This is a genomic window from Helicobacter sp. 23-1045, assembly GCF_053654655.1.
Map to the genome: position 1 here is coordinate 89,541 of NZ_JBSIUR010000004.1, position 24,720 is coordinate 114,260.

The 24,720-nt window shown below is 41.0% G+C and carries 31 protein-coding genes; 17 read left to right on the plus strand and 14 right to left on the minus strand.

All coding sequences use genetic code 11. From position 1 onward, the window contains the following. From ACWIUE_RS05440 to ACWIUE_RS05460, 5 genes are all read left to right on the plus strand, one after another. Entirely contained in the window at window positions 1–243 is a 243-nt protein-coding gene (locus tag ACWIUE_RS05440; protein ID WP_454135570.1) for a HypC/HybG/HupF family hydrogenase formation chaperone, read from the plus strand. Window positions 244–279: 36 nt separating this feature from the next. Beyond that, window positions 280–1,620 carry a glycosyltransferase family 25 protein gene (locus tag ACWIUE_RS05445; protein ID WP_454135571.1) on the plus strand — a complete coding sequence of 447 codons (1,341 nt, stop codon included), beginning with the start codon at window positions 280–282 and terminating at the stop codon, window positions 1,618–1,620. Further along, entirely contained in the window at window positions 1,617–2,741 is a 1,125-nt protein-coding gene (locus ACWIUE_RS05450) for a hypothetical protein (RefSeq protein ID WP_454135573.1), read from the plus strand. Before ACWIUE_RS05445 ends, ACWIUE_RS05450 begins: the two co-directional genes overlap by 4 nt. Window positions 2,742–2,911: 170 nt before the next feature. After that, complete coding sequence (gap, locus tag ACWIUE_RS05455; RefSeq protein WP_454135575.1) at window positions 2,912–3,958, plus strand: type I glyceraldehyde-3-phosphate dehydrogenase; 1,047 nt, start codon at window positions 2,912–2,914, stop codon at window positions 3,956–3,958. A gap of 73 nt (window positions 3,959–4,031) precedes the next feature. Continuing rightward, entirely contained in the window at window positions 4,032–5,303 is a 1,272-nt protein-coding gene (locus tag ACWIUE_RS05460; protein ID WP_454135577.1) for a glucose-6-phosphate isomerase, read from the plus strand. Window positions 5,304–5,334: 31 nt separating this feature from the next. Here the strand turns inward: ACWIUE_RS05460 and ACWIUE_RS05465 are convergent, their stop codons facing one another. Then, window positions 5,335–5,553, minus strand: coding sequence for a hypothetical protein (locus ACWIUE_RS05465; RefSeq protein ID WP_454135579.1), 219 nt, complete (start codon window positions 5,551–5,553; stop codon window positions 5,335–5,337). After that, window positions 5,522–5,830, minus strand: a complete 309-nt coding sequence (locus ACWIUE_RS05470) for a hypothetical protein (RefSeq protein WP_454135580.1) — start codon at window positions 5,828–5,830, stop codon at window positions 5,522–5,524. Before ACWIUE_RS05470 ends, ACWIUE_RS05465 begins: the two co-directional genes overlap by 32 nt. Window positions 5,831–5,924: 94 nt before the next feature. Here ACWIUE_RS05470 and ACWIUE_RS05475 point away from each other — a divergent pair, with 94 nt between their 5' ends. The 3 genes from ACWIUE_RS05475 to ACWIUE_RS05485 are packed head-to-tail and all read left to right on the plus strand — an operon-like array spanning window position 5,925 to window position 7,826. Continuing rightward, entirely contained in the window at window positions 5,925–6,503 is a 579-nt protein-coding gene (locus ACWIUE_RS05475; protein ID WP_454135582.1) for a LysE family translocator, read from the plus strand. Continuing rightward, on the plus strand, window positions 6,494–7,573 hold the full coding sequence (gene murG / locus ACWIUE_RS05480) for an undecaprenyldiphospho-muramoylpentapeptide beta-N-acetylglucosaminyltransferase (protein WP_454135584.1): 1,080 nt from the start codon (window positions 6,494–6,496) through the stop codon (window positions 7,571–7,573). Before ACWIUE_RS05475 ends, murG begins: the two co-directional genes overlap by 10 nt. A 1-nt stretch (window position 7,574) precedes the next feature. Beyond that, window positions 7,575–7,826, plus strand: coding sequence for a hypothetical protein (locus ACWIUE_RS05485; RefSeq protein ID WP_454135586.1), 252 nt, complete (start codon window positions 7,575–7,577; stop codon window positions 7,824–7,826). Between the two features lie 405 nt (window positions 7,827–8,231). Here ACWIUE_RS05485 and ACWIUE_RS05490 read toward each other — a convergent pair whose 3' ends face one another. Next, the gene (locus ACWIUE_RS05490; RefSeq protein WP_454135587.1) at window positions 8,232–8,834 is read right to left on the minus strand and encodes a type II secretion system protein; all 603 of its coding nucleotides are present in this window, start codon (window positions 8,832–8,834) and stop codon (window positions 8,232–8,234) included. Between the two features lie 126 nt (window positions 8,835–8,960). On the opposite strand from ACWIUE_RS05490, the gene ACWIUE_RS05495 reads away from it, so the two are divergent. Then, complete coding sequence (locus tag ACWIUE_RS05495; protein ID WP_454135589.1) at window positions 8,961–9,170, plus strand: hypothetical protein; 210 nt, start codon at window positions 8,961–8,963, stop codon at window positions 9,168–9,170. Here ACWIUE_RS05495 and ACWIUE_RS05500 read toward each other — a convergent pair. After that, a complete protein-coding gene (locus tag ACWIUE_RS05500) occupies window positions 9,118–9,405 on the minus strand; it encodes a hypothetical protein (RefSeq protein ID WP_454135591.1) in 288 nt (95 codons plus the stop codon). The two genes, ACWIUE_RS05495 and ACWIUE_RS05500, sit on opposite strands and share 53 nt — an antisense overlap. Here ACWIUE_RS05500 and ACWIUE_RS05505 point away from each other — a divergent pair. Continuing rightward, entirely contained in the window at window positions 9,386–9,550 is a 165-nt protein-coding gene (locus ACWIUE_RS05505) for a hypothetical protein (protein WP_454135593.1), read from the plus strand. The two genes, ACWIUE_RS05500 and ACWIUE_RS05505, sit on opposite strands and share 20 nt — an antisense overlap. 43 nt (window positions 9,551–9,593) lie before the next feature. Here the strand turns inward: ACWIUE_RS05505 and ACWIUE_RS05510 are convergent, their stop codons facing one another. The 7 genes from ACWIUE_RS05510 to ACWIUE_RS05540 all read right to left on the minus strand — a co-directional run bounded on the left by ACWIUE_RS05510 (window position 9,594) and on the right by ACWIUE_RS05540 (window position 15,874). Beyond that, entirely contained in the window at window positions 9,594–11,225 is a 1,632-nt protein-coding gene (locus ACWIUE_RS05510) for an NFACT family protein (RefSeq protein WP_454135595.1), read from the minus strand. After that, on the minus strand, window positions 11,222–12,811 hold the full coding sequence (locus tag ACWIUE_RS05515) for an AAA family ATPase (RefSeq protein WP_454135596.1): 1,590 nt from the start codon (window positions 12,809–12,811) through the stop codon (window positions 11,222–11,224). Before ACWIUE_RS05515 ends, ACWIUE_RS05510 begins: the two co-directional genes overlap by 4 nt. Beyond that, on the minus strand, window positions 12,753–13,745 hold the full coding sequence (locus tag ACWIUE_RS05520) for an NAD(+)/NADH kinase (RefSeq protein ID WP_454135597.1): 993 nt from the start codon (window positions 13,743–13,745) through the stop codon (window positions 12,753–12,755). The genes ACWIUE_RS05515 and ACWIUE_RS05520 overlap by 59 nt, the downstream gene beginning before the upstream one ends. After that, complete coding sequence (locus ACWIUE_RS05525) at window positions 13,746–14,399, minus strand: hypothetical protein (protein ID WP_454135599.1); 654 nt, start codon at window positions 14,397–14,399, stop codon at window positions 13,746–13,748. It abuts the gene before it with no gap. A gap of 100 nt (window positions 14,400–14,499) precedes the next feature. Further along, window positions 14,500–15,285, minus strand: a complete 786-nt coding sequence (locus tag ACWIUE_RS05530) for a J domain-containing protein (protein ID WP_454135601.1) — start codon at window positions 15,283–15,285, stop codon at window positions 14,500–14,502. Window positions 15,286–15,300: 15 nt separating this feature from the next. Beyond that, window positions 15,301–15,726, minus strand: coding sequence for an RDD family protein (locus tag ACWIUE_RS05535; protein WP_454135602.1), 426 nt, complete (start codon window positions 15,724–15,726; stop codon window positions 15,301–15,303). Beyond that, window positions 15,719–15,874 carry a hypothetical protein gene (locus ACWIUE_RS05540; protein ID WP_454135604.1) on the minus strand — a complete coding sequence of 52 codons (156 nt, stop codon included), beginning with the start codon at window positions 15,872–15,874 and terminating at the stop codon, window positions 15,719–15,721. The genes ACWIUE_RS05535 and ACWIUE_RS05540 overlap by 8 nt, the downstream gene beginning before the upstream one ends. A gap of 38 nt (window positions 15,875–15,912) precedes the next feature. Between ACWIUE_RS05540 and ACWIUE_RS05545 the strand changes: the two genes are divergently transcribed. Then, window positions 15,913–16,104, plus strand: a complete 192-nt coding sequence (locus ACWIUE_RS05545) for a hypothetical protein (protein WP_454135606.1) — start codon at window positions 15,913–15,915, stop codon at window positions 16,102–16,104. Between the two features lie 13 nt (window positions 16,105–16,117). Here ACWIUE_RS05545 and pyrE read toward each other — a convergent pair whose 3' ends face one another. Together pyrE and ACWIUE_RS05555 are read right to left on the minus strand one after the other, a co-directional pair. Beyond that, window positions 16,118–16,729, minus strand: a complete 612-nt coding sequence (pyrE, locus tag ACWIUE_RS05550) for an orotate phosphoribosyltransferase (RefSeq protein ID WP_454135607.1) — start codon at window positions 16,727–16,729, stop codon at window positions 16,118–16,120. Then, window positions 16,716–17,417, minus strand: coding sequence for a lysophospholipid acyltransferase family protein (locus tag ACWIUE_RS05555; RefSeq protein ID WP_454135609.1), 702 nt, complete (start codon window positions 17,415–17,417; stop codon window positions 16,716–16,718). The genes pyrE and ACWIUE_RS05555 overlap by 14 nt, the downstream gene beginning before the upstream one ends. Before the next feature lie 297 nt (window positions 17,418–17,714). Between ACWIUE_RS05555 and uvrA the strand changes: the two genes are divergently transcribed. The 3 genes from uvrA to ACWIUE_RS05570 are packed head-to-tail and all read left to right on the plus strand — an operon-like array spanning window position 17,715 to window position 21,835. Then, entirely contained in the window at window positions 17,715–20,513 is a 2,799-nt protein-coding gene (uvrA, locus tag ACWIUE_RS05560; protein ID WP_454135611.1) for an excinuclease ABC subunit UvrA, read from the plus strand. Further along, window positions 20,461–20,688 (plus strand): hypothetical protein, encoded by a 228-nt coding sequence (locus ACWIUE_RS05565; RefSeq protein WP_454135612.1) that lies wholly within the window; start codon window positions 20,461–20,463, stop codon window positions 20,686–20,688. The genes uvrA and ACWIUE_RS05565 overlap by 53 nt, the downstream gene beginning before the upstream one ends. Window position 20,689: 1 nt before the next feature. Continuing rightward, window positions 20,690–21,835 (plus strand): CCA tRNA nucleotidyltransferase, encoded by a 1,146-nt coding sequence (locus ACWIUE_RS05570; protein ID WP_454135614.1) that lies wholly within the window; start codon window positions 20,690–20,692, stop codon window positions 21,833–21,835. Between the two features lie 35 nt (window positions 21,836–21,870). Here the strand turns inward: ACWIUE_RS05570 and ACWIUE_RS05575 are convergent, their stop codons facing one another. Beyond that, window positions 21,871–22,422: an outer membrane beta-barrel protein gene (locus ACWIUE_RS05575; protein WP_454135616.1), complete on the minus strand. Its 552-nt coding sequence runs from the start codon at window positions 22,420–22,422 to the stop codon at window positions 21,871–21,873. Between the two features lie 37 nt (window positions 22,423–22,459). Between ACWIUE_RS05575 and ACWIUE_RS05580 the strand changes: the two genes are divergently transcribed. The 3 genes from ACWIUE_RS05580 (at window position 22,460) to ACWIUE_RS05590 (ending at window position 24,704) form a co-directional block, all read left to right on the plus strand. Then, window positions 22,460–22,621: a hypothetical protein gene (locus ACWIUE_RS05580; protein ID WP_454135618.1), complete on the plus strand. Its 162-nt coding sequence runs from the start codon at window positions 22,460–22,462 to the stop codon at window positions 22,619–22,621. Between the two features lie 227 nt (window positions 22,622–22,848). Beyond that, window positions 22,849–23,850: a DUF2971 domain-containing protein gene (locus ACWIUE_RS05585; RefSeq protein WP_454135619.1), complete on the plus strand. Its 1,002-nt coding sequence runs from the start codon at window positions 22,849–22,851 to the stop codon at window positions 23,848–23,850. A gap of 17 nt (window positions 23,851–23,867) precedes the next feature. Continuing rightward, window positions 23,868–24,704, plus strand: coding sequence for an ankyrin repeat domain-containing protein (locus ACWIUE_RS05590; protein WP_454135621.1), 837 nt, complete (start codon window positions 23,868–23,870; stop codon window positions 24,702–24,704). The last annotated feature ends 16 nt before the right edge of the window (window positions 24,705–24,720 follow it).

Genomic DNA, 24,720 nt, shown 5'->3' on the forward strand with positions numbered 1-24,720 from the left:
ATGTGCCTAGCAATCCCATCAAAAGTCATCTCCATCGACAAAGACAAAAACACCGCAATGCTTGATACTATGGGCGTTCGGCGCGAGGCGAGTTTGGATTTGATGAGCGAGGAAGTGCGTGAGGGCGAATTTGTGCTACTTCATATCGGCTTTGTCATTAGCAAGATTGATGAGCAAAGCGCGATAGAATCGCTAAAAATCTATGATGAAATCGTGCGCGAAATGGAAAATGAGGAAGTTTAGATTCGTTGGATTTTGGGACTTTAAGCGACTTTAAAAATGCAAAATATAGAAATTTTTATCATAAATTTGGCGCGTTCAGTTGATAGACGCGAATCTATGAAGCAAAAAATCGCAAAGATTAGAGGATTTGGGGAGATTTATATTGATGGCGAGAAAATTACCCACCCCCTAACCCCCTCTGCAAGGGAGGGGGAACAAAATGCAGAATCTGCCACTACTTCGTCATTGCGAGAAAATGAGCGAAGCGAATTTTCGTGGCAATCCAAAACACGCGAATCTAGTAAAAATAGCGCAGATTCTGCGAATGAAACGAAAAACGCAGAATCTTGCACAAAATCGCAGAATCTAAATTTGGATGATTGTTTCGCTTCGCTCACAAATCCTATGGATTGCCACGATTCTGCTTCGCAGAATCTCGCAATGACGGAGAGCAATACAGATTCTGCGAATCAAACAAATATCGCAGAATCTAACGCAAATTGTCATTTTGAGCGTAGCGAAAAAACTCAAAAAAATAGAGATTCTTCGCTTCGCACTTCGCGCTTCGCTCAGAATGACAAAAATAATCTCCCCCTCCCAAATGTGCGCGGGGGATTAAGGGGGTGGGTAGATTCGCAAAATAATAGTGGCGCGAAATTTTCAAATAGCGATTTTACCCACCCCCTAGCCCCCTCCGCAAGTGAGGGGGAATCTTTGGATTTGCATTTTCACTTTTTCTCCGCCACCGATGCAAACGACTTTAAGGACAATCCCGCAAAAATCCCTCCGCATTATCACCCCAAACTCACGCGTTTTGTGAAAGGCAAGGATTTGAGTTTTGGCGAAATTGCGTGTTTTAGCTCACATTATCGCTTGTGGGAAAAGTGCGTTGCGTTAGATTCGCCTATCGTAGTTTTGGAGGATGACATAGATTTTATGCAAGATTTTTGCCAAATCGCTGATATTTTTAAATCGCCATTTGAATATGTGCGATTATATTATTTATTTGATAGAAAAATATCGCAGATTTATGATAATTTTTACATTTCTTTTGGCAAGATTGCGGGAACACAGGGCTACTATCTCACACCAACAGCTGCGCAAAAATTTATCAAAAATGCAAGATTTTGGCTATTTTGTGTTGATGATTATATGGATATGTTTTTTATTCACAATGTCAAAAATATCATTTTTTTGCCATTTGTCATAGCCGAAGATAGCATAAATGCCACGCAAAGCACGATTTTAGGGCGCACAAAGCCAAAGATGAGTTTTTGGCGAAAACTCACCCGCGAACTCTCACGAATCTACTTTTATGTCATTCGCAAATGGCTTTATTTTGCCCTAAATTGCGTAGAGATTCGCGCATTTTTTAGTGCGAAGCAAAATCGCAAATGATTTTTGAAGCCTCAAACGCAAAATTAAAGCAAAATCTAAATCCGCGCAGATTTGGGATTCACGCGCAAAGGACGCATATTTTTGGTGCGCCACAAAGTGGCAAAACTAGCATTGCGCTAAATTATGCGAGAAATTTTAAAAATCCGCTGTATATCGACTTTGCGGATTTGCGCAATTCGCGGGATTTGATAGGGCAGACGCTACTAAAAATCGCCTTTGAAAAAACGCGCGATTTGTTAATCTTGGATAATATCCCGCGCGATTTTGCAAATCATTTTACAAACCTGCCAAAGGGCGCAAATATCATCACTATAAGCGAATCAAATGCGGATTTGAGCGGATTTGAGCGATTAGAGATTTTGCCCCTAAATTTTGAAGAATTTATCAGTTTTGATACGCAGGGGCTAAATCTAAAAGAGCTTTTTGAGCGGTTTATAAAGTTTGGGAATCTCCCTATTATGCTTAATTCACAGCATTTATCAATGCGTGATTTTGCCAAATTGGAGGCAAAGCAAAAAATGCTAGTTTTTATAATGGGTGAGAATATGGATATTTTTTCGGTACTCACGCGCTTTCAAGCTAACGCGCTAAGCATTTTTCAGCTTTATAATATTCTAAAAAAAGATAGCAAAATGTCAAAAAATAGGATTTATGGCGTGATAGATGAGTTTGAAAAGCGCGGGATTGTGCGCTTTGTGGCGCATTGTGATAAGCCAAAAGCCCCAAAAAAGGCGTTTTTGTTTGATTTTAGTTTGCGAAATGCGATAAGTTATGAGCGCAATTTTATGGCGAGTTTTGAAAATATGGTGTTTTTGGAGCTTTTAGGGCGTGAATCTAGCGCGAATCAGCGCGAATCTAGTGGCAAATCTTTGGAGCGCGAATCTAATCCACAAAAAAATTGTGCAGAGATTTTTTATAGCGATAAAATCCCGCTGATTTGTGGCAAAAACGGCTATATTGTAATGCCTTTTAAGAGCAAGGGAATGATAGTTGATGCGCTAAAAGGCGTGGATTTTATGGGGCTTGAAATCGCGGTGCTTACGATTGATTTAAACGATGAGATTGTGATTTGTGGCAAAAAAATCCCACTAATTAGCTTTATAAACTTCGCACTAGACTAGATTCTGCGAAAATCTAAAAATTCGCAGAATCTGACGAAAATCCCATTAGATTCTGCGAAAATTTATTAGATTCTGCGTTTTTGTTGCCTTTCGCAGAATCTAAAAATCCGCGCAAGCAACTTTTAAAAGATTTTTGTATAAAATTGCAAAAATTTTTAGCGGAGGCAAAAATGGCAACAATACAAACGACAAAAACGCAAACCACAACAACACAAACGGCAAAAATCCAAACGACAAAAATAAAGGTAGCCATAAACGGCACAGGGCGAATCGGGCTTTGCGTGGCGCGAATCATCGCTGAACGAGATGACATAGAAATCGTAGCAATCAACAGCACGGCGGACATTGCGACATTAGCGCATTTGCTGAAATTTGATTCGGTGCATAGGCATAGCGTTGAAATCGAAGTGCTAGGCGATGATAAGATTCGCATAGGCAAAAGCAAAAATATCCGCGTTTTAAGCGATAGAGACCCAAACAAATTGGACTTTGGCGAAGCGCAGTGCGTGATTGAATGCACGGGCAAATTTAACTCAGCCGAAAAATCTGCGCAACATTTACACGGCAATGTCAAAAAAGTCGTCATCTCCGCCCCTGCGGACAATGCGCCGATGTTTGTCTATGGCGTGAATCATAGCGCATACAAGGGCGAATCCGTGATTTCAAATGCGAGTTGCACGACAAACTGCCTTGCGCCCATTGTGGCGGTGCTTCATAGCAATTTTGGCGTGGAGTGCGGACTTATGACTACGATTCATAGCTACACAAACGACCAAAATGTCCTAGATGTCAAGCACAAGGATTTGCGCCGTGCGCGTGCCGCTGCGCTAAATATGATACCCACAAGCACGGGCGCGGCAAAGGCGATTGGTAAGATTTTGCCTGAACTTGATGGCAAACTAAATGGCGTTGCGATTCGCGTCCCCACGCCAAATGTGAGCCTCATAGATTTGTCCGTGCGCCTTAAAAAGCGCGTGAGCGTGGATATAATCAACGAGGCATTTTTGGAGGCAGAGCGACAAAATCCGCAAATTATCCACAATGACACGCAAAAGCTAGTTTCAAGCGACTTCGTGGATTCGCGGTATAGTAGCATTTTTGTGCCAGATAAGACGCTTGTGGTAGATGATTTTAACGCAAAAGTCCTTGCGTGGTATGATAATGAAGTGGGTTATAGTGCGCGACTTGTGGATTTGGTGGCGTTTGTAAATGCGTAAATGTGGCAAATCTATCGTAAATCAGGCGCGAATCTAGCGTAAAATAGGCACAAATCTTTATAGGGGCGAATCAATGATAAAATTCAAAGACTATTTTCCAAAATCTAGCAATCTCTCAAAAGACGCGATGGAGGCACTTTTTTGCGCCATTGTGGCTGAAAAAAAAGAGGGCGTTAGCGGATATTATGATTTGCCATACCAAAAAAGCGCGATTTTGGATTCGCATAAGTTTATCGAATCGCGAAAAATGCTTTTAGATGGAATCGAAAATCTAATCATTATCGGCATTGGTGGCAGTTCGCTTGGGCTTAAAGCAATCGATTCGATGCTATCGCATTTGCCCTATCGCAAGGCGATAAATTTGAAATTTTTGGAGCACACCGACCCCATAAAGATTGAAAAAACGCTCAAAAAAATTAAATTCAAAAATTCGCTTTTTATCGTCATCTCAAAGTCTGGCAAAACGATTGAAACGCTCTCGCTTATGAAATATGTCCTGCGCCGTTATCAGCTATTAAAAGGCGCGACAAACAAGCGACATTTGGCAATCATCACGGATTTTGGCTCACCGCTTGAATCCTTTGGGCGCAAACACAAAATCGCCACGCTTTGCATTGACAAAAATATCGGGGGGCGATTTTCGGCACTTAGCACGATAGGCATTTTGCCTTTAAGCATTTTGGGCTATCGCGTGGAGAAAATCTTGCGTGGGGCGCGTGAAATTTCAAATGACTTTTTTAAGCGCAAGGCAGACCATATTTTAAAAAAGGCGATTTTTTTTGGCAATCACAGGGACAAATTTCACATAAATATTCTCTTTTCGTATTCAAGCGTATTTAAGGACTTTAATGCGTGGTATGTGCAACTTTGGGGCGAGAGTTTGGGTAAGCTAAATAGCTTTCATCGTAAAACCGCGCTAACGCCGATTGCGCTTATTGGCAGTATCGACCAGCATTCGTTTTTGCAGCTAATCGTGCAAGGCGTGATGGATAAAACCGTAACTTTTTTGAGTTTAAATCAGATGAGCTATGAAAATCCAAAAATCCCAAAGATGAAATTAGAATTTTTGGATTCGTGTGATTTTGCTAATGGCGCGAGTTTTGCTTCGCTTTTGCAAAAACAGCAACTCTCCACAATGGAGGCGATTCAAAAAGAGGGCGTGCCGACTGATAGCATTGAAATTAAACGGCTTGATGAGGAAAGCGCGGGGAGTTTGATAATGTATTATGAGCTTTTGACTTCGTGTGCAGGGAAAGTGCTAGACATTGACACCTACAATCAGCCCGGCGTGGAGCTTGGCAAGAAAATTTTGATTACGAAATTTAAGAAAAAGTGCGAAAAATAGGGGAGATTCTGCGAAATTCTGTATTTTTTCGTCATTGCGAGACTTGCGAAAGCAAGTCGTGGCAATCCACAAAAAAATCATAGATTCTGCGATTTTCTGTTTTTCCGTCATTGCGAGACTTGCGAAGCAAATCGTGGCAATCCACAGGATTTGTGAGCGAAGTGAAGCAACCATCCATTATTTTGTCATTCTGAGATTGCGAAGCAATCGAAGAATCTCTATTTTTTTGAGATTTTTCGCTGTCGCTCAAAATGACAACAAACTCCGTCATTGCGAGAGAATGAGCGTAAGCGAATTCTCGTGGCAATCCACAAAAAAATTATAGATTCTGCGATTTTGTGGTAGATTCTGCGATTCGCAGAATCTAGCGTGAATTCGTGCGAATCCCCCTCCCTTGCGGAGGGGGACAAAGGGGGTGGGTAATTTTTAGATTGCCACGACTTGCTTTCGCAAGTCTCGCAATGACGGATTTCCACGCTAGATTCTGCGATTCGCAGACTAGCGCGAATTTTCGCAGAATCTAACATAAATTTTCGCAGAATCTCCCGCGCATTTGTGTTAAAATTCCACTTTTATAAGGCACATTTTACAAAGCATAATGAATTCACAAAAGGACGGATTTTGATATTTTTCATCGCATTTTTGGGGGCGATAACTCCCGGACCGGATATTTTGCTAGTGTTACGCCAAACACTGAAAAGTGGCGTCCTCGCGGGATTGCAGACGCTATGTGGCATCGCTACGGGGTGGATTTTTTACATTTCGATTTTGTATTTTGGGTTCGCGCACTTGCTTGGCGGGGAAGTTGCGCAGATTGCAATTGCTTTTTTTGGCGGGATTTACTTGCTTTATTTGGCGTTTTTGCTGTTTGCTTCAAAAGAAAATATCGATTTATCCGCCGTAGATTCTGCGTCCAAAAGTCCCTATTTCACGGGATTACTCATCAATCTCTCAAACCCAAAGGCAATGCTTTTTTTTAGCGCAATCATCGCGCCATTTAGCACCAAAAGTCCCGCATTGCACTTCGCACTGCTATTTTTGGGACTAAATGTGGCGTTTTTATGCGTGATTTTCACCGCACACTTCGCGCGACATTTAATCACGGGGCGATTATTTTTTATCATCGATAAAGTTTGCGCGGTGGTGTTTTGCGCCTTTGGCGTGGGACTTTTGGCAATGGGGGTGGAAAAATGTCTCTAAAACGCGTGGCAATCACAGGCGGAGGCACGGGCGGGCATTTAAGTATCGCAAAGGCACTCGCGGTGCAGTGCCAAAAGAGGGGATTTAAATGCGTGTATATCGGTTCGCAAAGCGGACAGGATAGAGTTTGGTTCGAAAACAGCGAGATTTTTGAGGCAAAATACTTCTTAAAATCAAGCGGTGTGGTGAATAAAAGGGGATTTGGACTGCTAAAATCGCTGTGGATGCAGTTTTGCGCGGTGCTAAAATCAATGCAGATTCTGCGAAGGCATAAAATCGACTTTGTGATTAGCGTGGGTGGATTTAGCGCGGGTGGCGGGAGCATTGCGGCACTTTTATGCCAAATCCCGCTTTTTATCCACGAGCAAAATAGCGTCTTTGGGACGCTAAATCGCATTCTTGCCCCCTTTGCAAGGGCGGTTTTTGGTAGTTTTGAGATGGGCGGGAAAAATTTCATTTGCACCGCTTATCCCATAAATGAGATTTATCGCAAACTCGCGCGGGTGCGGGGTAGGGTAGAGTGCATTTTGTTTTTAGGCGGTTCGCAGGGGGCGATGGCAATCAATGATTTCGCGCTAAATCTCGCGCCAGAACTTTTAAAACGGGGCATAAAAATCATCCATCAATGCGGGAAAGCCGACTTTGAGCGCGTAAAAAGCGCATACAGCGCGATAAATGCGGATAAGCAAGTCACCCTTTTTGATTTTAGCGATAATTTGGCGGAGTTTATCACAAAAGCGGATTTTTGCGTAAGTCGCGCAGGGGCGAGCAGTCTTTGGGAGATGGTGGCAAACTATCTGCCTTGCTATTTTGTGCCATATCCCTTTGCGGCGAAAAATCATCAGTTTTTAAATGCGGATTTTTTAGCAAAAAGGGGACTTTGCGAGGTTGTGAGGCAAAAAGATTTGGATAAAGATGCGTTTTTGAAATATTTAGATTCTGCGAAAATGCGCCATTTTGAAAATATCGCAGATTCTGCGACAATTGCAAATATCTCGCAAAACTTAGCAAAACTGCCTTATAAAAACGGAAGCGAGGAAATTATCGATTTGATTTTGGAGAGAGCGTAGATTGCGCGAAAATTTGTCATTGCGAGATTCTGCGAGATTTGTCATTACGAGAAGTCACGCGTTTAAGGGCGACTTCGTGGCAATCCAAACGCAGAATCTACGCTATTTTTGTCATTCTTGGCATTTGTTTTTTGTCATTCTGAGGGAGCGAAGCGACCGAAGAATCTTTATTTTTTTAAGATTTTTCGTATTCGCTCAAAATGACAAAAAAGTCTCCCCTCTCGTGCGGAGGGGGATTAAGGGGGTGGGTTAGATTTCTGCGAATTCGCACGAAAATTTTATAAAATCGCAGAATCTAATGCAAAAAATTCGTCATTGCGAGGCGTTTGAGCGATAGCGAAAACAACGAAGCGTCTGTGCGAAGCACCGACCCACACCTGCAAATCTATTTATGCGAATCTTAAATCAATCGTAAATCGCGGACTTTATGTAAATCTGTGGTTAGATTTTAAAAATCTTAATTTATCGATTCAATTTTGTATCATTGATTTTATTTGTCTTTTAGATTCGCGTGATTTGGATGGTTGCTTCGCTCCCTCGCAATGGCGGAGAACTTACATTACGCTTCGCAATGACGAATAAAGAGATATTAAAAAATAGAAGCAAGGGGCGGGGAAATCCCACCCCGAAACTAGCTAGTTGTAGATAAAAAGCTAGATTAAAACTCAACCGTTCCCGTAGAAGCAAGTGGGATGATTTTATTTCCCGGACCGCCAGAGCTTGCAAAGGACACTTTTAGCGCGTAGCAGAAGTTTGTCGCTTTTGAAACTGCGACATTTGAGCCACCAATATTATTTGGCGAAAACACTAGCATACCTTCCACTATGTTTATACCTAGCACCATTCCGCATCCACCTTTTTTACCACCATCGGTTGTTTGGACATTCCCCACAGGCTGGATACCATCATTAGCATTTACGCTTAAAGCGGCATTTTGGTTGCTGATGGGGTTTCCACCTTTGAGCCACCTCGCGCCATCCAATCCTGCCACTTCGATTATCCAATCACCCCAATCTTTACTTGGAGTTTGCCCTGCGACTGGTTTATTTGGATCTGGTGCTTTGCTCTGCGTAGGGTCGATATTATCGGCAAATACCTTTGCCACAATCGCCTTTTGCGCTGATGCCAAGTCGCTTCTTGCTGTCGCTACCTGCGCATCTGTCCTAGTTGCCACAAATCTAGGCACCGCAACCGCCGCCAAAACACCTAGTATTACGATAACGAACACTAACTCAATCATACTAAAACCACTTCGTTTCATTTTGAACCTCCTGAAAATTAAATTTTGATGAAACGAGTGAATTTTGACAAATAGTTAGTAAATACAAAATAAATTTTGCAAAATAAAAAAAAAAAAAACGATTTTTGTAACTTTTGGTAATGATTTTTGGGAGAATTTGGAAATTTTGGAGAGATTTTTGAGGTTTTGGAAATTTTTTTGGAGGTTTTTGGATTTTTTTGTATGGGAAACGCAGAATCTTGGATTTTTTTTGATTTTTTTGTGCGAGATTCTGCGTTTTTTTGCAATGAGAAAAACAAACGCATTAGATTTTTTTGGATTTTTTATGTGAGATTCTGCGAATTTTGCAGAATCTAATATTGTTAAATTTCGTCATTGCGAGATTTTGCGTAGCAAAATCGTGGCAATCCAAACTAAACTCGTCATTGCGAGGCGTTTGAGCGAAGCGAAGCGAAATGAAGTGCAACGGAAGCGTCTGTGCGAAGCACCGACCCACACTTGCAAATCCACTAATGCAACTTTTGAAACTTATGCAAATCGCTGACTTTGGCAGAATCTCAATGTAAAATTTATTGATTCGCTTTTGTGCCATTGATTTTATTTGCCTTTTAGATTCGCGTGATTTGGATTGCTACGACTTGCCTTTGGCAAATCTCGCAATGACGGGATTTTTTAAGATTCTACGATTTGCAGAATCTAAACGAAAAATTTTACATAAATCGCAGAATCTACCCTAAACCCGCACGAAAATCGCGCATCTAAAACGCAACGCGCGAATTTTCACACCTTAATATCCAAAATCCCATCATCGCCGTAAATATTTTTATGCTGTTTTTTTTGCGCGTGAGATTCCGCGTTTTGCGCACTAGATTCTGCGCTATTTGCGTCACCACCACCTTTTCCGTCTTTATTTATCGCTTTGCTTTCCTCTGTTTTTCGCACTTCTAAATTTTCTTGGATTTTTTGCGAAAATTCTTGGATATTTATTAGATTCTGCGCGTTTTGGGCGTTTTGCTGCGATGCTTGCAGCTGCGCATTTGATAGGGTATTTTGATTTATGTGAGCGATATTTCCTATTTGCGAAATCGCCATTTTCGCCTCCGTTTTCAGTGTGAGCGTGGAAAAATTGCTATACACCACGCTTGCGCCATCTTTGATTTTCACAAATTTGCGTTTAGTATAATCGACCAAAAAATTCCCACCTTGCAATTTCGCAAATCCTAGCAGAATCTCCCCCGCCTTGCGCAAAATCTCGTCTTTTAACTGCGTATTTTTACCGCTATGGATAATCAAATGCGAACTAGGAATGTTACGAATATGCATCCACACATCATCCGCCCTCGCATCGCGCAAAAGGGCGATATTTTCCCTCTCATTTTTGCCGATGGAGATTTTATGCTGAGCGATGAAAAAACTTTCATATTTCTGCGGTTTTGCCCTGCTGTGCTTTGCTTGGCGTGGTTGCTTGTGTGTGATGATTTTTATATCGCTAAGATTTTTTGCGGATTTTATGATGGCGATTTTTGCCTCCAAAAAGGCGATATTTTCAGTTAGATTCTGCGATTGGAGGGCGATATTTTGCGCTTTTGCCTTTAACTTTTTTGATTTTGTGAAAAATTCATTTATTAGATTTTTATGTAAGTTTATGTCATTATCTACGAAAAATATAAGTTTTTTGCCTTCATAGTCTTTTAGCGAAATGCTATTATTGGTAATTTCTGCATTTGGATTTATCGCTAATAGTTCGCCGATTTTGGCGTAATCTTTTGCCCTTTTTTCTAACTCGTTTTTGGGTGGGAGATTGTCCTTTAAAAATATAAGTTTTTTGATTTTTTGAGCGAGATTCTGCGTTGCCGTTTTTTTGGCATTTTCTAAATTTTCATTATTTTTTTGCTGTTTTAAAAACTCTAAAATATCCCCATCAAATGCCCTCCGCACGACGCTTTCTTGCTGTGGGAGCGGTTGCAAAAAGACGCCATTTTGCACCACTCGCGCATTTTGTGTGATTTTTCGTAACGCCTCTAAAACGATTTCATTTTCATTTAAAATTATCGCGTTTGTGTATTTCCCCGTGAATTCCATCTGCAAGGTGCTTTCAAGCACTTTGTATTGCAGATTTTTAGCGCATTTTAGGCGCAAAATGCGATTATTCCCATCCACTTTGCACGCCAAAATCCGCGCTTTGATTAGATATTTTTTCAGCGCGAAATCAAATGGCGCATTGTAGATTTTTGCGCTAGATTCTGCGCGCTCATCGCAAAAAATGCAACTTTTCCCCTTGCTTAAATCCACATAAAAGTTCGCAGAATCTAGCGTAAGTTTTATCACATTATCGCCCACGCGCCCGCAATAATTTATCACCCTAAATCGCGCGAAAAACTCCGCCACCTGCTCCAAAATCGCGATATTCATTTCAAATGCGCTAATTTCTCTTTGGCGAAGTTTAGTGCCTTTTGCGTGATGTTTGCGCCACTTATCATCCGCGCGATTTCATTTATCCTGCCATTTTTATCAAGCAAAGTCGCGCTTGATAGGGCATTATCTTTTGAAATCAAATAGTGATTTGACGCAAAGCAGGGCATATGCGATTGATGAGATATTGCAAAAATCTGATATTTTTTTGACAAAGTGCCTAAAATCTCCGCCACACCTTCGCTTTCACTCCCGCTTAAATTCGCATCAATTTCATCTAAAATCAAAATCCCACATTGCTTTGTAAAGTCGATATCAACGCACATAATCGCAAGTTTAAGGCGGTTAAACTCCCCGCTACTCAAAGTCGCAATCGCAGAATCATTCAAAAAAATCTCAACTTTATCCACGCCATCTTTGCAAATTTCTTTATCTAAAATCGTAACTTTTGGCGCATTTAATTTTAACTTTTCGCAAAAAAATGTAAGTTTTTTGCAAAACTTTGGCAGTGTATTTTGGCGGATTTCGCTAATTTGCCTTGCCTTTTTTAGCGCAGAATCTGCCAAATTCGCCACTTCTTTTTGCAAGACATTTTTATTAAAAGAGAGATTATTATATCGCTCCAAGTCCGCTTTTTTCGCGCCAAGCGCATTTAGCGCAGAATCTATGCTTCCATATTTTCGCACCAATTGCGAGAGTGCCTCCAAGCGATTTAATACCCCCTCGATATCTTTTTCATCAATGCCCTCCAAACGCTCCGCCTCCGCATTTATCTCGCCCTCAATCTCGCGCAAAATCTCCCCATAAATTTCCTTATTTTTTTCCACCAAATCAAGCAGCGAAATAACCTTGCTAAATCCCTCAATCGCGGGTTTTGCGGCATTTATTTTCTCTAAAATTTTATCTTTTTTGGATAGCGATTTTTTCAACTCCAAAAGTTCCTCATATTCGCCAATTTTGGGATTTACGCGCTCGATTTGAGAAATCTCATACGCCACAAATTCCTTCAACTCCGCGATATGCGCTTCCTCCGCCTCTAACTTTGCTAATTCATCCCTTTTTTGATTTAACGCCACAAACTCCGCGCGAAAGGCACTTAAAAGGTGGCGATAGTCCTTTTGCTCTACCAAATTATCCAAAATCAAAAGCAGATTCTGCGATTCCAATTCATTTACCGAATGGGCGGTGATATAGCGCACAAAGGGGGCAAAAATCTCTTTTAATCGCTTTTTTGAAATGCTTTGTGAATTTAAAAAATATTTCGTCTTATCTTTTTTGATAATCTTTAAAACAATCGCACAATCCGCCAAAAAATCCTCCGGCAGGGGGATGGATTTTGATTCTGCAAATGTCGCCTCAATCACACTCGCATTGCACTCTTTTAGTCCAAAAAGCGAGAGAATGCCCTCAATTAGCACACTTTTCCCGCTTCCGCTAATCCCGCTAAAAATATTAAAATTCGCACTTGGATTTAGGCAAACCTCGCTAAAAGAGAGCAAATCTTTGATATAAAGTCGCTCAATCATCCTAATCTCCCCATCCAAACTTCTCTCGCAAAATCGCAAAATAATCTCTATTTTTGCCATAAATCAAATGCGAATTTTTCTGCAAAACTCTCACGCGAAAACTCGCACCGCGCGGGAAATCAAAGACTTCCTGCCCATCGATTATGATTTTTGCACTGCCTTCAATGATGGAAAATTCTAGTGCAAACTCATCGCTTAAAACAAGCGGTTTTTGCGTGAGCGAATGCGCGCAAATGGGCGTGAGCAGGATATTTCGATTATAAGGATAGACGATTGAACCGCCCGCGCTGATATTATACGCACTTGAACCTGTGGGAGTGCCGATAATCAGCCCATCGCAGCGATATGTGTTGAAATATCGCCCATCAATGTGCGCTTTTATGCAAATCATCCCGCTTATATTTTGCTTGGTAATGAGAAATTCATTCACACAGCGGAGGATTTTTGCGCTTTGGGTGTTTTGATGGTTTGGCGCAGAATCTGCGGAATTTGCGGTAGATTCTGCGTTTTTCGTTTCATTCGCAGAATCTCGCAATGACGAAGTGCGTGAAGTGTGCGGAGTTTCCAAATTTTCCAAATTTTCCACATTTTCCACATTTTCCAAAATCTCCCCGCCAAGCATTAAATGCGCCCTTAAATCAAACTCGCCATTTTTTAGATTCTGCAAAAATGTGCTTAATTCATCGATTTTTATCGAAGTCAAAAATCCAAGTCGCCCCATATTCACGCCAAAAATGGGTTTATCAAACTCAAATGACTTCCGCATTAGCGAAATCAGCGTCCCATCCCCGCCGATACTCGCCAAAATATCGCACTTCTCGCACATTTCATCAAAGTCAAAGGCAACTTCCGCGCCAATCATCTCCGCGCTATTTTTCTCCAAAATCACCTCAATGCCAAACGCCCCCGCCACCGCCACAAACTCATCGTAGGCACTTTTCAAAGATGGCGTCTTTGGACGCAAAAGGACGCCGATTCGCTTCAAATCGCTCATTTATTTTTGCAAATAATATGCCTTCACTTGAAATCCGCGCTGATTTGACAACTGCATACTTGGACCTTCAAACGCCGCGACGTTGCTAAATGCGTTCATAATGGTGATTATGCCCTCTCTTGCGCGAAAAGACGCTAGTCCCTCTTGCTTCAACTCCGCGCTTGGACCTGCGTAGGGATTATTATCGACAATACCGCTTACCTCGATTGCGATGAGTTCGGCGTTGTTGTCAATTAGCCTCTGCACCGCGCTTATCACCTCGCCCTTGCAGCTTTTAGGCATAGTCCATCCGCCATTTCTAAAATTCACACACGCAAAAATATCCACATCATTTGGCTTTATGCTGTATTTCAAACTCGCAATGCTTGTCTTAATAGAATCAGCAGAAATCGCAGAATCCACCGCAAAATCCGCAGATTCTGCGCCAAATCCCGCATTTGCAGAATCTATCGCAGAATCCGGCAAAATTTGCTCTTCATTCTTCGCCTCTATCGCCTCTTGCGCGACTTGTGGCAGTGCCTCAATCTCTGCATTATCATAAACCTGCGTATCTTTGTAAAAGAAAAAGTAAGTCACCGCCGCCAAAATTATCACCGTTGCAATCACCGCAATTAGCGCGAGTGTCGCCTTTTTGTTGCCTTCTTCGTATTCCATCTTTCGCTCCTTTTTTAAAATATGAGATTTTAGCACAAAATCCGCAGATTCTGCGCTAATTTTCTAAATCGCCATTTTGAGCGCGCCTTAAATCGCCATTTTAGCTCGCAAGCTCAAAACTGCGCTTAATTATATCAAACGCCTCTTTTACCTCGATAAATCGCGCATTATACGCGCTAATTGTCGCGCTATCCTTGTTGAAAACTTTATCGGGATGGTAGCGTTTGATTTGCTCTAAATATTTTGCGCGGATTTCAAAAAAGCTCATCTTTTCCCCCACGCCAAGCACTTTGTAAGCATTTCGCAGAATCTGCTCGGATTTTGTCAAATACGAAGGCGACTTCCCGCCCTTAAAGCTTTCATAGTCAAACTCCAAGCGGACATTGTGGATGATTTTACTCTCAATAATCTCCATTATCGACTTCCAAAACGCGCTATTTTGCATATCCAAATAAATATGACACAAATCGCTACTCACCACCAAGTGCGACAAAAACGCGCCAATATACCGCTTTGCCGTGTGATTTGGTTTATCTAAAATTAGCACGGCGCGATTTGCGCTCAAAATGTGAAATGAGACTTTTACGCGCTCCACAAGGGCATTTGCGCTGATTATTTTAATGCGAATTGGCAAAAAGCTCACCGCCAAAATCGGCTCTAAATCCGCACCGATTTCATCGCAACTGCCCTGCGTTGCGAGATGATACGCCCAATTTATAAAATAATCTTTCTTAAATCGCACACCATCATCCAAAATCAAAATCGAACTTGACAAATGATAGTGCTTTTGGAAGTGCTTTTTTGCGTAGTTTAGGACTTTTGGTAGGTTTGGATTGTATTCCTCGATACTTATTTGCACAAATTTATTTAACGCCTCAACTCTCAAAATCCGCTCCGTTTTTTATGGATTTTCAAGCAATTTTAGTTCCACCTTTGTTTTGCTTAAAATATCGTGCAAAAATCGCCTATCTTTGCGCACCAAAGGCACGAAAACGCCAAAAATCAGTCCAAAACTCACACAAAAAATAACATTGCGAATAAGCGCAGTGGCAAGTCCAATCTCCGCGCCATTTTCCTTTCGCAGGGCGATTTGCGCGTATTTGTAACCCAAACTCTGCCCGTTTCGCGCAAAAAACAGCGATAAAATCACAATATACAACGCCACACAGGCAAAAATCGTCCATTGACTTTCCCAAAGTGCCTCTTTTGAGCCAAGAACGCCATAAGTCGCCACATACAAAATAGGCATATAAATCATAAAAATATCCGTAATAAATGCCTTTATGCGCGGGATTAAAAGCGTTTTTTCTAAAAAATCTTTAATCATTTATTTTCCTAAAATTCGCAAAATATTTTTCATTGTCATTTTGAGCGAAGCGAAAAATCTCTAATTCGCAGAATCTTGCACCCACTTCGTCATTGCGAGGCAGTGTGAGCGAAGCGAAAACAACAAAGCAATCTATTTTTTGATTCATAGATTGCCACACTCGCTTCTCTCGCTCGCAATGACGAAATGGATTCCCCTACGGAGGATTCTGCGTTTTTTCTCCCCCTCCCTTGCGGAGGGGGATTAAGGGGGTGGGTATTTTGTGAATTAGATTCTGCATTTTTGATTTTGTTGTCATTTGCGAAATTCGCAGAATCTTTGCATTGCCATTCATTTTTTTGTCATTTTGAGCGAAGCGAAAAATCTCACAGAATCTAAATGCCAAACTTGCCTAATTCCCGCGACTGCCGGGCTTCACCGCCACACTTCCACTTTTACACATCGGGCAGTTCTCCGCATCAAACATCTCAAATTCAAAATTTTCAAGCGTGAAAAAAGGCAGATTCTGCGGTAGTTTGCACTCTTTTTTTGGCGCAAAATCGCTATCCACACTTTTGCAAAATCCACGATTTGCCACACTCGCAAACGCCACGACTTCCCCGCCAAGCGCGCTAATACAGCTTCCCGCTTCCATTGCACTCCCCCCTGTGGTGATTATATCTTCGCAAATTAGCACTCTCTCGCCACGATTTACGCTAAATCCGCGCCGTAGCGTCATTTCTCCATTCACTCGCTCGGTGAAAATAAAGCGCGTATTTAGCGCCCTTGCGAGTTCATATCCCGCCAAAATCCCGCCGATTGCAGGCGAGCAAACGCACTCAATTTTTATATTGCTTTTTTTGATAGATTCTGCGAGTTTAGCTAGCAAAATCTCCGCAGTCTGCGGATTTTCAAGCACTTTTGCCGACTGCAAATAAAACTTTGAATGCTTCCCACTTGATAGCAAGAAATGCCCCTCTAATAGCGCGTTTGCGCTTACATAATAATCTCTAATCGCCTTCATTTAGTCCCCCTGTCATTTGTTGATAAATAATCTCTTTTGCGTCATCAATGCCAAGTGCGCAATCCACGCAAAATGGTGCGCTTGCGTAGTAGTCGATTCGCCCAAAAGGCTTTGGTATGCGAAATCTATCCCACGAATCTAACTCCCAAAATCGCCTTGCGCGGACTTGTAGGACGATTAAGGGCGCCCCTGTTTTTTGCGCAATCGCAGGTGCGCCGTCCGCAATGCTATGATACGGACCGCGCGGACCATCGGGCATTATGGCGATGTCCTTGCCCTCTTTTAGTCGCGCTATGCTTTGGATAATCGCCCGCCTGCCGCCCTTTGTGCTTGACCCGCGAATATTTTGCATACCAAAAAGCGCGCAAATCCGCACGATGAGCTCTGCGTCAAAATGTTCGCTTGCCAAAATGAAAATGTTTGATTTTTGCCGAATCTTGCGGTAGAGAAATGGCAACATCAAAAGTTCGCCGTGCCACGCGATAAAAATGGCATTTTGCGCTGTGATTTTTTCATCGATAGCAAAGCGATTGCACGAAGTAAGATAGATAAACCACATCGCAAACCACGCAAGGCGCGGGGCAAAAAACAAAATGATTTTGCGCTTTGTGTCTCTATTTAGATTCAGCAAATTTGGCAAATTTGGCAATTTGAGATTTGGCAAATTTGGCAATTTGAAATTTGGCAATTTTGGCTTTTTGATTTCGCGCCTCCGCTTTTAAAATTGCGTAATTTTAGCAAAATTTAGGCAAAGATTCTGCGAAATTTGTGAGATTTTGTGAATCGCAAATCGCATTTATTTTATCATTCTTGCGCGAAGTGAAAAGCACAAAGTGAAGTAACCATATGACAATTTGAGGCATTAACAGACTCTAAAATTCGCGACTGCACTCTGTCAATCTCCCAAAAAACTTGCAAAAAGAATAATTTTTATTTTATTGCGCTGTAATTTAGATATAATTCGCGATTTTTATGGAGTGAGAAAATGCTAGATTCTGCGAATGATTTCATACAGATTTTTGGGGCGCGAGAAAATAACCTAAAAAATATCAATTTAGAGATTCCTAAAAATAAATTAGTCGTATTTACGGGGTTATCAGGCTCTGGCAAAAGCACACTTGCCTTTGATACGCTCTATGCGGAGGGGCAACGGCGATATTTGGAGAGCCTATCAAGCTACGCAAGGCAGTTTTTGGATAAAGTCGGCAAACCTGATGTCGATAAAATCGAGGGGCTAACTCCCGCCATCGCAATCGACCAAAAGACGACTTCTAAAAATCCGCGCTCCACAGTGGGGACGATTACGGAGATTTATGATTATTTGCGCCTTCTTTATGCAAGGACAGGGATTCAACACTGCCATAAATGTGGCAAAAAGATTTCGCAGATGAGTAGTAGCGATATTATAAATCAAATTTTGTCTTTGCCAAATGGTAGCAAAATCTCTATCCTTGCGCCCATTGTCAAAGAAAAAAAGGGGACATTCAATGACACACTTGAATCGCTTCGCCAAAAAGGATTCGTGCGGGTGATGATTGATGGCGTGATTGCGCGTTTAGATGAAAATATCGAACTATCCAAAACCAAAAAGCACACTATAAAAATCGTTCTTGATAGGGTTACGATAAGCGATGAAAACAAATCGCGCGTGGCAAGTGCGATTGAGCGTGGGTTAAAAGAGTCGTTTGGCGAAATCGAAGTGTTGGAGGGCGAAAAACTCACGCATTATAGCGAACATTTTGCGTGTTTTGATTGTAAGATTAGCTTTGAAGTTTTAGAGCCGCTCAGTTTTAGCTTCAACTCCCCAAAAGGCGCGTGTCCTAGCTGTAATGGGCTTGGAATGAATTACCGAATCGATAGAAAAAAAATCATAAATGACGCGCTCCCGCTAAACAAAGGCGGGATTAAAGTCATATTTGGATTCAACAAAAGCTACTATACAGAGCTATTTTATGCCTTTTGCAAAGCGGAAAAAATCGAGCCTAGCGAATCTTTTGAAAATCTCTCCGCGCAAAAACAAAATTTGATTCTCTATGGTAGCCCAAAGGAATTGCAATTTGATTGGGGCAAAAGCAAAATCAAAAGTTCGTGGGACGGAATCCTAAAAATCGCCTACAATATGTATAAAAACGACAGCGATTTGGGCGAATATATGAGCGAAAAAGTGTGTGATTTGTGCGGTGGGAAGCGACTAAAATTAGAATCTTTAAGCGTAAAAGTCGCAAATAAGGGCATTGGCGAAATCGTAGAAATGCCTATCGAAGAGGCATATCGCCTTTTTAGCGATGAGGCAAATTTCGCGTATTTAAGCGCGGAGCAGAGATTCATCGCGCAAAGCATTTTAAAAGAAATCCGCGAACGGCTTTATTTTCTCTATGATGTGGGGTTAGGATATTTGAGTTTGGGGCGCGATAGTCGCACTATTAGCGGGGGCGAAAATCAGCGCATACGAATCGCTTCGCAAATCGGCAGTGGGCTTACAGGTGTGCTGTATGTGCTTGATGAGCCTAGTATCGGGCTTCACGAGAGAGACACACTACGCCTAATCAAAACGCTTCGCTCTTTGCAACAAAAGGGCAACACGCTTGTGGTAGTTGAGCACGATAGAGAGACGATTAAAAATGCGGATTTTATCGTGGATATTGGCGAGGGCGCGGGTAAAAATGGCGGAAAAGTCATATTTAGCGGAAATATGGACGAGCTAAAAAGCGCAAACACGCTAACCGCGCAATATATCTATGGCAAAAAGCAAATAGAGCATTTCTATGGGCGCAAACAAAGCAAATGGCTTGAAATCGACAATATCAATATAAATAATGTCAAAAATTTGAGCCTAAAAATACCGCTATTAAACTTTGTGTGTGTTACGGGTGTGAGTGGCAGTGGCAAAAGTAGCATTGTGCTTCAAACGCTGCTTCCTATCGCACAAGAGATTCTAAACCGAGCTACGAAAATCAACCGCGTTGATGGCGTGGAGATTCGCGGGTTAGAAGAACTTGATAAAGTCATATATTTAGACCAAAGCCCGATTGGACGCACGCCACGAAGCAATCCAGCGACATATACGGGCGTAATGGATGACATTCGCTTGCTTTTTTCGCAGACAAAAGAAGCAAAAGTGCGAGGCTACGGCGTGGGGCGATTTAGCTTTAATGTCAAAGGTGGGCGTTGCGAAAAATGTCAAGGCGAGGGCGAGATACGAATCGAAATGCACTTTTTGCCCGACATAAATGTCAAATGCGATGTTTGCGGTGGCAAAAAATATAATGAACAAACGCTAGAAATCCTATACAACGGCAAAAATATCGCCGATGTGCTGAATCTTAGCGTAAGCGAGGCATTAGAATTTTTCAAAAAAATCCCGCGCATTACGCAAAAACTAAAAACGATAAACGACATAGGGCTAGGTTATATCACACTAGGGCAAAATGCGCTATCTTTAAGCGGAGGCGAAGCACAACGCATAAAAATCGCCAAAGAACTTTGCAAAAAGGACACAGGCAAAACGCTCTATGTGCTTGATGAGCCCACTACGGGACTGCATTTTGAGGATATAAACAATCTCATTTTAGTGCTCCACCACCTAGTGGAATTAGGCAATTCTATGATTATCATCGAGCATAATTTAGATGTGATAAAAAACGCGGATTATATCATCGACATTGGACCTGAGGGTGGGGATAAAGGCGGAAAAGTCGTAGATTGTGGAAGTGTGTCATCGATTGTAAAGAATGCAAAAAAGAGCGGAAGCTACACGGGAAAATATTTGGCAAAGGAAGTTTAGATTCTGCGAAATTGTGCTTAGATTCTGCGATTCGCAGAATCTAATAAAAAAACGCAGAATCTCGCAAAATTTTCGCAGAATCTCGGCAACAAATCCACAGAATCTTGATAAAAAAGCAAAATTTTCGCAGAATCTAATAATAAAAAACGCAGAATCTCGCGTATTTAAGGCATAAAATGAAATTTTCTATCCCGCCACAGATTATAGCTTTGGCACATCATTTTAACGCGCAACATTTCAAACTCTACCTTGTGGGCGGGAGTGTGCGAGACTTTATGCTAGGGCAAATGCCAAGCGACTTTGACTTTTGCACGGACGCGCTCCCGCACGAGACAAGGGCGATTTTGCAAGATTTTGGCAAAACACGCGCGATTTTTAGCGTGGGCGAGAAGTTTGGCACGATTGGCGCGATGATTTGTGGCACAAAAATCGAAATTACGACTTTTCGCAGTGAGCGCGACTATGCGGACAATCGCCACCCGAAATTTGTGCGCTTTGAGAGTGAGATTTTTGCGGATTTAAAAAGGCGGGATTTTACCATAAATGCGATGGCATTTGAGATTTTAAGCGGTAAAATAACTGATATTTTTGGCGGAGTGGCGGATTTAAGGGCGCAAAAGATTTGTGCGGTGGGCAATGCAAATAAGCGATTTAGCGAAGATGCCTTGCGAATTTTGCGTGCATTTAGCTTTGTGGCGAAGTTTGGATTTGAGATTGATAGTGCTACGATGGGCGCGATTATAGCGCAAAAATCACTATTAAAAAATATCTCAAAAGAGCGAATAAGCGCAGAAATTAGCAAAATTTTAAAAGGCAGATTCGCGCTAAAAGCACTTCAAAAAATGCAAGAAATTTTACCGCTAAAAATCCCTAAAAATTTTCATAAAATCCCGGCAAACCGCAGAATCTACGCCATTTTTTTAATCTTTGATGAGATTTTTGATGAAATGCAAATCACAAAAAGGCAAAAAACCATAAAAGAGATTTTCATCGCGCTAGATTCGGCGCAAAGGTTTCGCAAAGTCCGCGATTTAAGGCGATTTTTGGCGGAGTTGCGAATGCGATTTGAAGTGAGCGATTTGCAAATCGCACTTTCGCTATTGCCCCAAAATGGGCGATTCAAAAAGGCATTTCGCCTAAAAATATTGCGACAAAGTCCAAAAATTAACGGATTTGATTTGCAAAATTTGGGATTTACGCAAATGCAAATCGGCGCGGTAAAATCGCAACTTTTGCGCGAGATTTACAGCGGAGACTTGCCAAATACAAGGGCGATTTTGCTTTGCCGTGCGAGAGATTTGCGATTTATAAAATCTCGGTAACAGATTCGCCAAATCTACCACAAATTCACTCATAATCATTTTGCGCGTTTTTCTTTACAACCTTTCGTTTTATTATCCTTTTTTGCCTTTGGTGTATCGCCAAATGTGTAAATATAGCGCATTTGCATACTAAATGCTTGGCGCATCTCCATTTTTGCGCCACTAACACCTGCGCTCATTATGGGCAAAAATGGGACATACACACCAAGCTCTACGCCGTGATTATGACTAAAATTCCCACGCAGACCGAAATTCGCACCGATATCAAACAATGTGCCTGCAAGTCCGCCACCCAATTTGCTTGCCACAATCATACTTTTCATTCCCGCGCCAAGTCCTACAAATGCGCCCACTTCAACGCTACTGCCTTTATAAAAGTTCCATAGCAAGTCCGCATTTGCCCTGATACCCATTAGCGTAAAAGTGACTTCCATAGAAGCACCACCGATAAAATCGCCACCGATGTTAATATTGCCAATATGACTAAAATCAATACTGCCATAACCCCGTGCGCCAAAACTCTTGCCAAAAAAGTGCTTGTATCCAGCTATTATGCTCCAATCAAAGGTGTGCTGCATATAGGACATATCAACATTTGGCGTGTCTGGCTCAACATTTGGCGTATTGCTTCTTTCAATATTTACGCTATTTTTTATGCCACCGCCACCGACACCTCCGCCGATGAAAAATGCGTTAGATTCTGCGTGTGCGAAACTTGCAAGGCAAAATATGGTAAGAATTGCGAGTTTGAGTTTATTTAGGGGCGATAGGGGGGGGGGATTTTAGAATTTTTGAAATTTGCATTTTCTGTCCTTTATTTTGAAAAATTAAAAGTGCGAATTATTGCAAAATTTTTAAATTTTTACAAGAAATTTTCGCACTAAAAATTATATTAGATTCTGCGCTTTTGGCGTGAATCGCAAAATCTATTTAAAATTTCATATTTTTAAGTAAATTTTAAGCGGGGGGGGGGCTAGAATATGTTTTTTATGAATTTAGAGTGAAAGGGTAAAATGCAAGATTTAGCTCCATTGTATCGTTTTCGTAGTTTAAAATATGGGATTGGTGAGTTGAGAGATTCTTACTTATATTTTTCAACATTTGATGAATTAAACGACCCTATGGAGTGTTTTTATAGACTATTTTTTAAAGAAAATAAGGAATTATATGAAAATTTCTTTAAACACTTTTTAGAAAATATGTGTCAACACAGCGGTATAGCCAAACAACACACGCATAACAATAACGCACATTTCAATGATTACTTACAAGAAGTTATAAAGCGATTAGCAAATAATGTGCTGTGGGCAGAAGATTTAAAACCCACTTTGACAGATATTTACAATAAATATTATGGCAAACAAAGATATATTTATCATAAAATCAACAAATATATCAAAGAACTTAAGGGTCGCGTTATCAATGAAAAGTTAATTTGCGCTTTTAGTAGGCTTGGTGGCTCTGTTATTTTAAAATGTGGCGAGATTCTTATGTGGGCGCATTATGCTGATGGATTTAAGGGATTCTGCTTGGAATTTAGCGAGATTAAGGTACAGGATGGTAGTTTGCAAAATAAACTTACACACAAAGATATAGATTACCGAAATAATGATATTAAAAATCTGCAATTCTCTGTCGGCTTATGTGTAGCTGGTAATGCGAACAAACTTGATATAAATAATACACCACCAAAACAACTGCAACTTAAATATAACGATAAATACGAAACTATCTACAATACAAAATTAAAAGCTTGGAAATACGAAAAAGAGCATAGATATTCAATCCTTAAAAAATATTTGCCAGAGCAAAGGTTATATTATGATTTTAAATGTCTAAAATCCATCACTTTTGGCACAAGGATACCATTAAAAGAACAACGGAAAATCATAAACAATATCAAACAAAAATGCCAACAATATAATCATAAAGTTAAGTTTTACAAAGTAAAGATTGATGAAAATAGTGGGGTTTTGATAAGAAAAGAACTCGCAAATCTAGATGAAATGTATTAAATGAAAGGGAGTGTGAAATGGGAGAAATAATAGTAGGATTTGGCATATTTTTTGTATTTATGTTTTTAGTTGGATTTATAGGTGAATGGTTGCAAGTCAATAACAAAGCAACACATAAAACACCTACACAGCAAAACAGCAAAGCCACACAAGGCAATAAGACTTCGACTACAAGCAAAACATTTGATAATTACAAAGTATCCACGTGTGATAGTGATATAGAGTTGTTGGATGCCAAAGATTTGCAGACAATACAGCGTTGTTTGGCAGATGGCGCGGATATAAATGCTAGGGATAGAGATGGGAATACAGCTTTAATGCGTTGCGATGATTTCAGATTAGAAGTAGCAGAATATTTAATAGAGCGTGGTGCAGATATGGAGGCTAAAGATAATTTTGGTAACACCGCCTTAATAAGAGCCTCGTCTGCGGGATTTCTAGGTGCATCTATTGCGTGGTTGAGGCGCTATGGATTGCTAGGCAGTGTAATGCTTTTAGTTGAAGCCGGTGCAGATGTAAATGCTAAAGAGAATAATGGTCAAACAGCTTTAATACGAACTGTTTGTTATTATAGCCAGACATCAGAGACAATATATTTTGAGATTGTAAAATATCTTATTTCTAAAGGTGCAGATGTAAATATTAAAGACAATAATGGCAAAACGGCTTTGTATTATGCTGTAAACGAGGGACAAAAACTAGATATGGTAAAATTTTTAGTAGAAAATGGCGCAGATGTGAATGCGGTATATGAAACTTGTAAAACTGCCTTGCTGGATACCGATAAATTAGATGGGAATAGCCAATCAATAAATAAGTATCTTGTAGATTTATGCGAATCGAATGCAACATAACAGAATCTAGCACAAA

What these genes read in the sequence shown, in the direction of transcription:
- murG (WP_454135584.1), top strand. Translation starts at nt 6,494, where the DNA reads ATGTCTCTAAAACGCGTGGCAATCACAGGCGGAGGCACGGGCGGGCAT.
- ACWIUE_RS05565 (WP_454135612.1), top strand. Translation starts at nt 20,461, where the DNA reads ATGCAAAAAAGAGCGGAAGCTACACGGGAAAATATTTGGCAAAGGAAG.
- gap (WP_454135575.1), top strand. Translation starts at nt 2,912, where the DNA reads ATGGCAACAATACAAACGACAAAAACGCAAACCACAACAACACAAACG.
- ACWIUE_RS05500 (WP_454135591.1), bottom strand. Translation starts at nt 9,405, where the DNA reads ATGGCACAAAAGCGAATCAATAAATTTTACATTGAGATTCTGCCAAAG.
- ACWIUE_RS05570 (WP_454135614.1), top strand. Translation starts at nt 20,690, where the DNA reads ATGAAATTTTCTATCCCGCCACAGATTATAGCTTTGGCACATCATTTT.
- pyrE (WP_454135607.1), bottom strand. Translation starts at nt 16,729, where the DNA reads ATGAAGGCGATTAGAGATTATTATGTAAGCGCAAACGCGCTATTAGAG.
- ACWIUE_RS05545 (WP_454135606.1), top strand. Translation starts at nt 15,913, where the DNA reads ATGGATTCCCCTACGGAGGATTCTGCGTTTTTTCTCCCCCTCCCTTGC.
- ACWIUE_RS05460 (WP_454135577.1), top strand. Translation starts at nt 4,032, where the DNA reads ATGATAAAATTCAAAGACTATTTTCCAAAATCTAGCAATCTCTCAAAA.
- ACWIUE_RS05510 (WP_454135595.1), bottom strand. Translation starts at nt 11,225, where the DNA reads ATGAATATCGCGATTTTGGAGCAGGTGGCGGAGTTTTTCGCGCGATTT.
- ACWIUE_RS05450 (WP_454135573.1), top strand. Translation starts at nt 1,617, where the DNA reads ATGATTTTTGAAGCCTCAAACGCAAAATTAAAGCAAAATCTAAATCCG.
- ACWIUE_RS05470 (WP_454135580.1), bottom strand. Translation starts at nt 5,830, where the DNA reads ATGTTAGATTCTGCGAAAATTCGCGCTAGTCTGCGAATCGCAGAATCT.
- ACWIUE_RS05585 (WP_454135619.1), top strand. Translation starts at nt 22,849, where the DNA reads ATGCAAGATTTAGCTCCATTGTATCGTTTTCGTAGTTTAAAATATGGG.
- ACWIUE_RS05440 (WP_454135570.1), top strand. Translation starts at nt 1, where the DNA reads ATGTGCCTAGCAATCCCATCAAAAGTCATCTCCATCGACAAAGACAAA.
- ACWIUE_RS05575 (WP_454135616.1), bottom strand. Translation starts at nt 22,422, where the DNA reads ATGTCCTATATGCAGCACACCTTTGATTGGAGCATAATAGCTGGATAC.
- ACWIUE_RS05515 (WP_454135596.1), bottom strand. Translation starts at nt 12,811, where the DNA reads ATGGCAAAAATAGAGATTATTTTGCGATTTTGCGAGAGAAGTTTGGAT.
- uvrA (WP_454135611.1), top strand. Translation starts at nt 17,715, where the DNA reads ATGCTAGATTCTGCGAATGATTTCATACAGATTTTTGGGGCGCGAGAA.
- ACWIUE_RS05525 (WP_454135599.1), bottom strand. Translation starts at nt 14,399, where the DNA reads ATGGAATACGAAGAAGGCAACAAAAAGGCGACACTCGCGCTAATTGCG.
- ACWIUE_RS05490 (WP_454135587.1), bottom strand. Translation starts at nt 8,834, where the DNA reads ATGAAACGAAGTGGTTTTAGTATGATTGAGTTAGTGTTCGTTATCGTA.
- ACWIUE_RS05445 (WP_454135571.1), top strand. Translation starts at nt 280, where the DNA reads ATGCAAAATATAGAAATTTTTATCATAAATTTGGCGCGTTCAGTTGAT.
- ACWIUE_RS05540 (WP_454135604.1), bottom strand. Translation starts at nt 15,874, where the DNA reads ATGAATCAAAAAATAGATTGCTTTGTTGTTTTCGCTTCGCTCACACTG.
- ACWIUE_RS05535 (WP_454135602.1), bottom strand. Translation starts at nt 15,726, where the DNA reads ATGATTAAAGATTTTTTAGAAAAAACGCTTTTAATCCCGCGCATAAAG.
- ACWIUE_RS05520 (WP_454135597.1), bottom strand. Translation starts at nt 13,745, where the DNA reads ATGAGCGATTTGAAGCGAATCGGCGTCCTTTTGCGTCCAAAGACGCCA.
- ACWIUE_RS05590 (WP_454135621.1), top strand. Translation starts at nt 23,868, where the DNA reads ATGGGAGAAATAATAGTAGGATTTGGCATATTTTTTGTATTTATGTTT.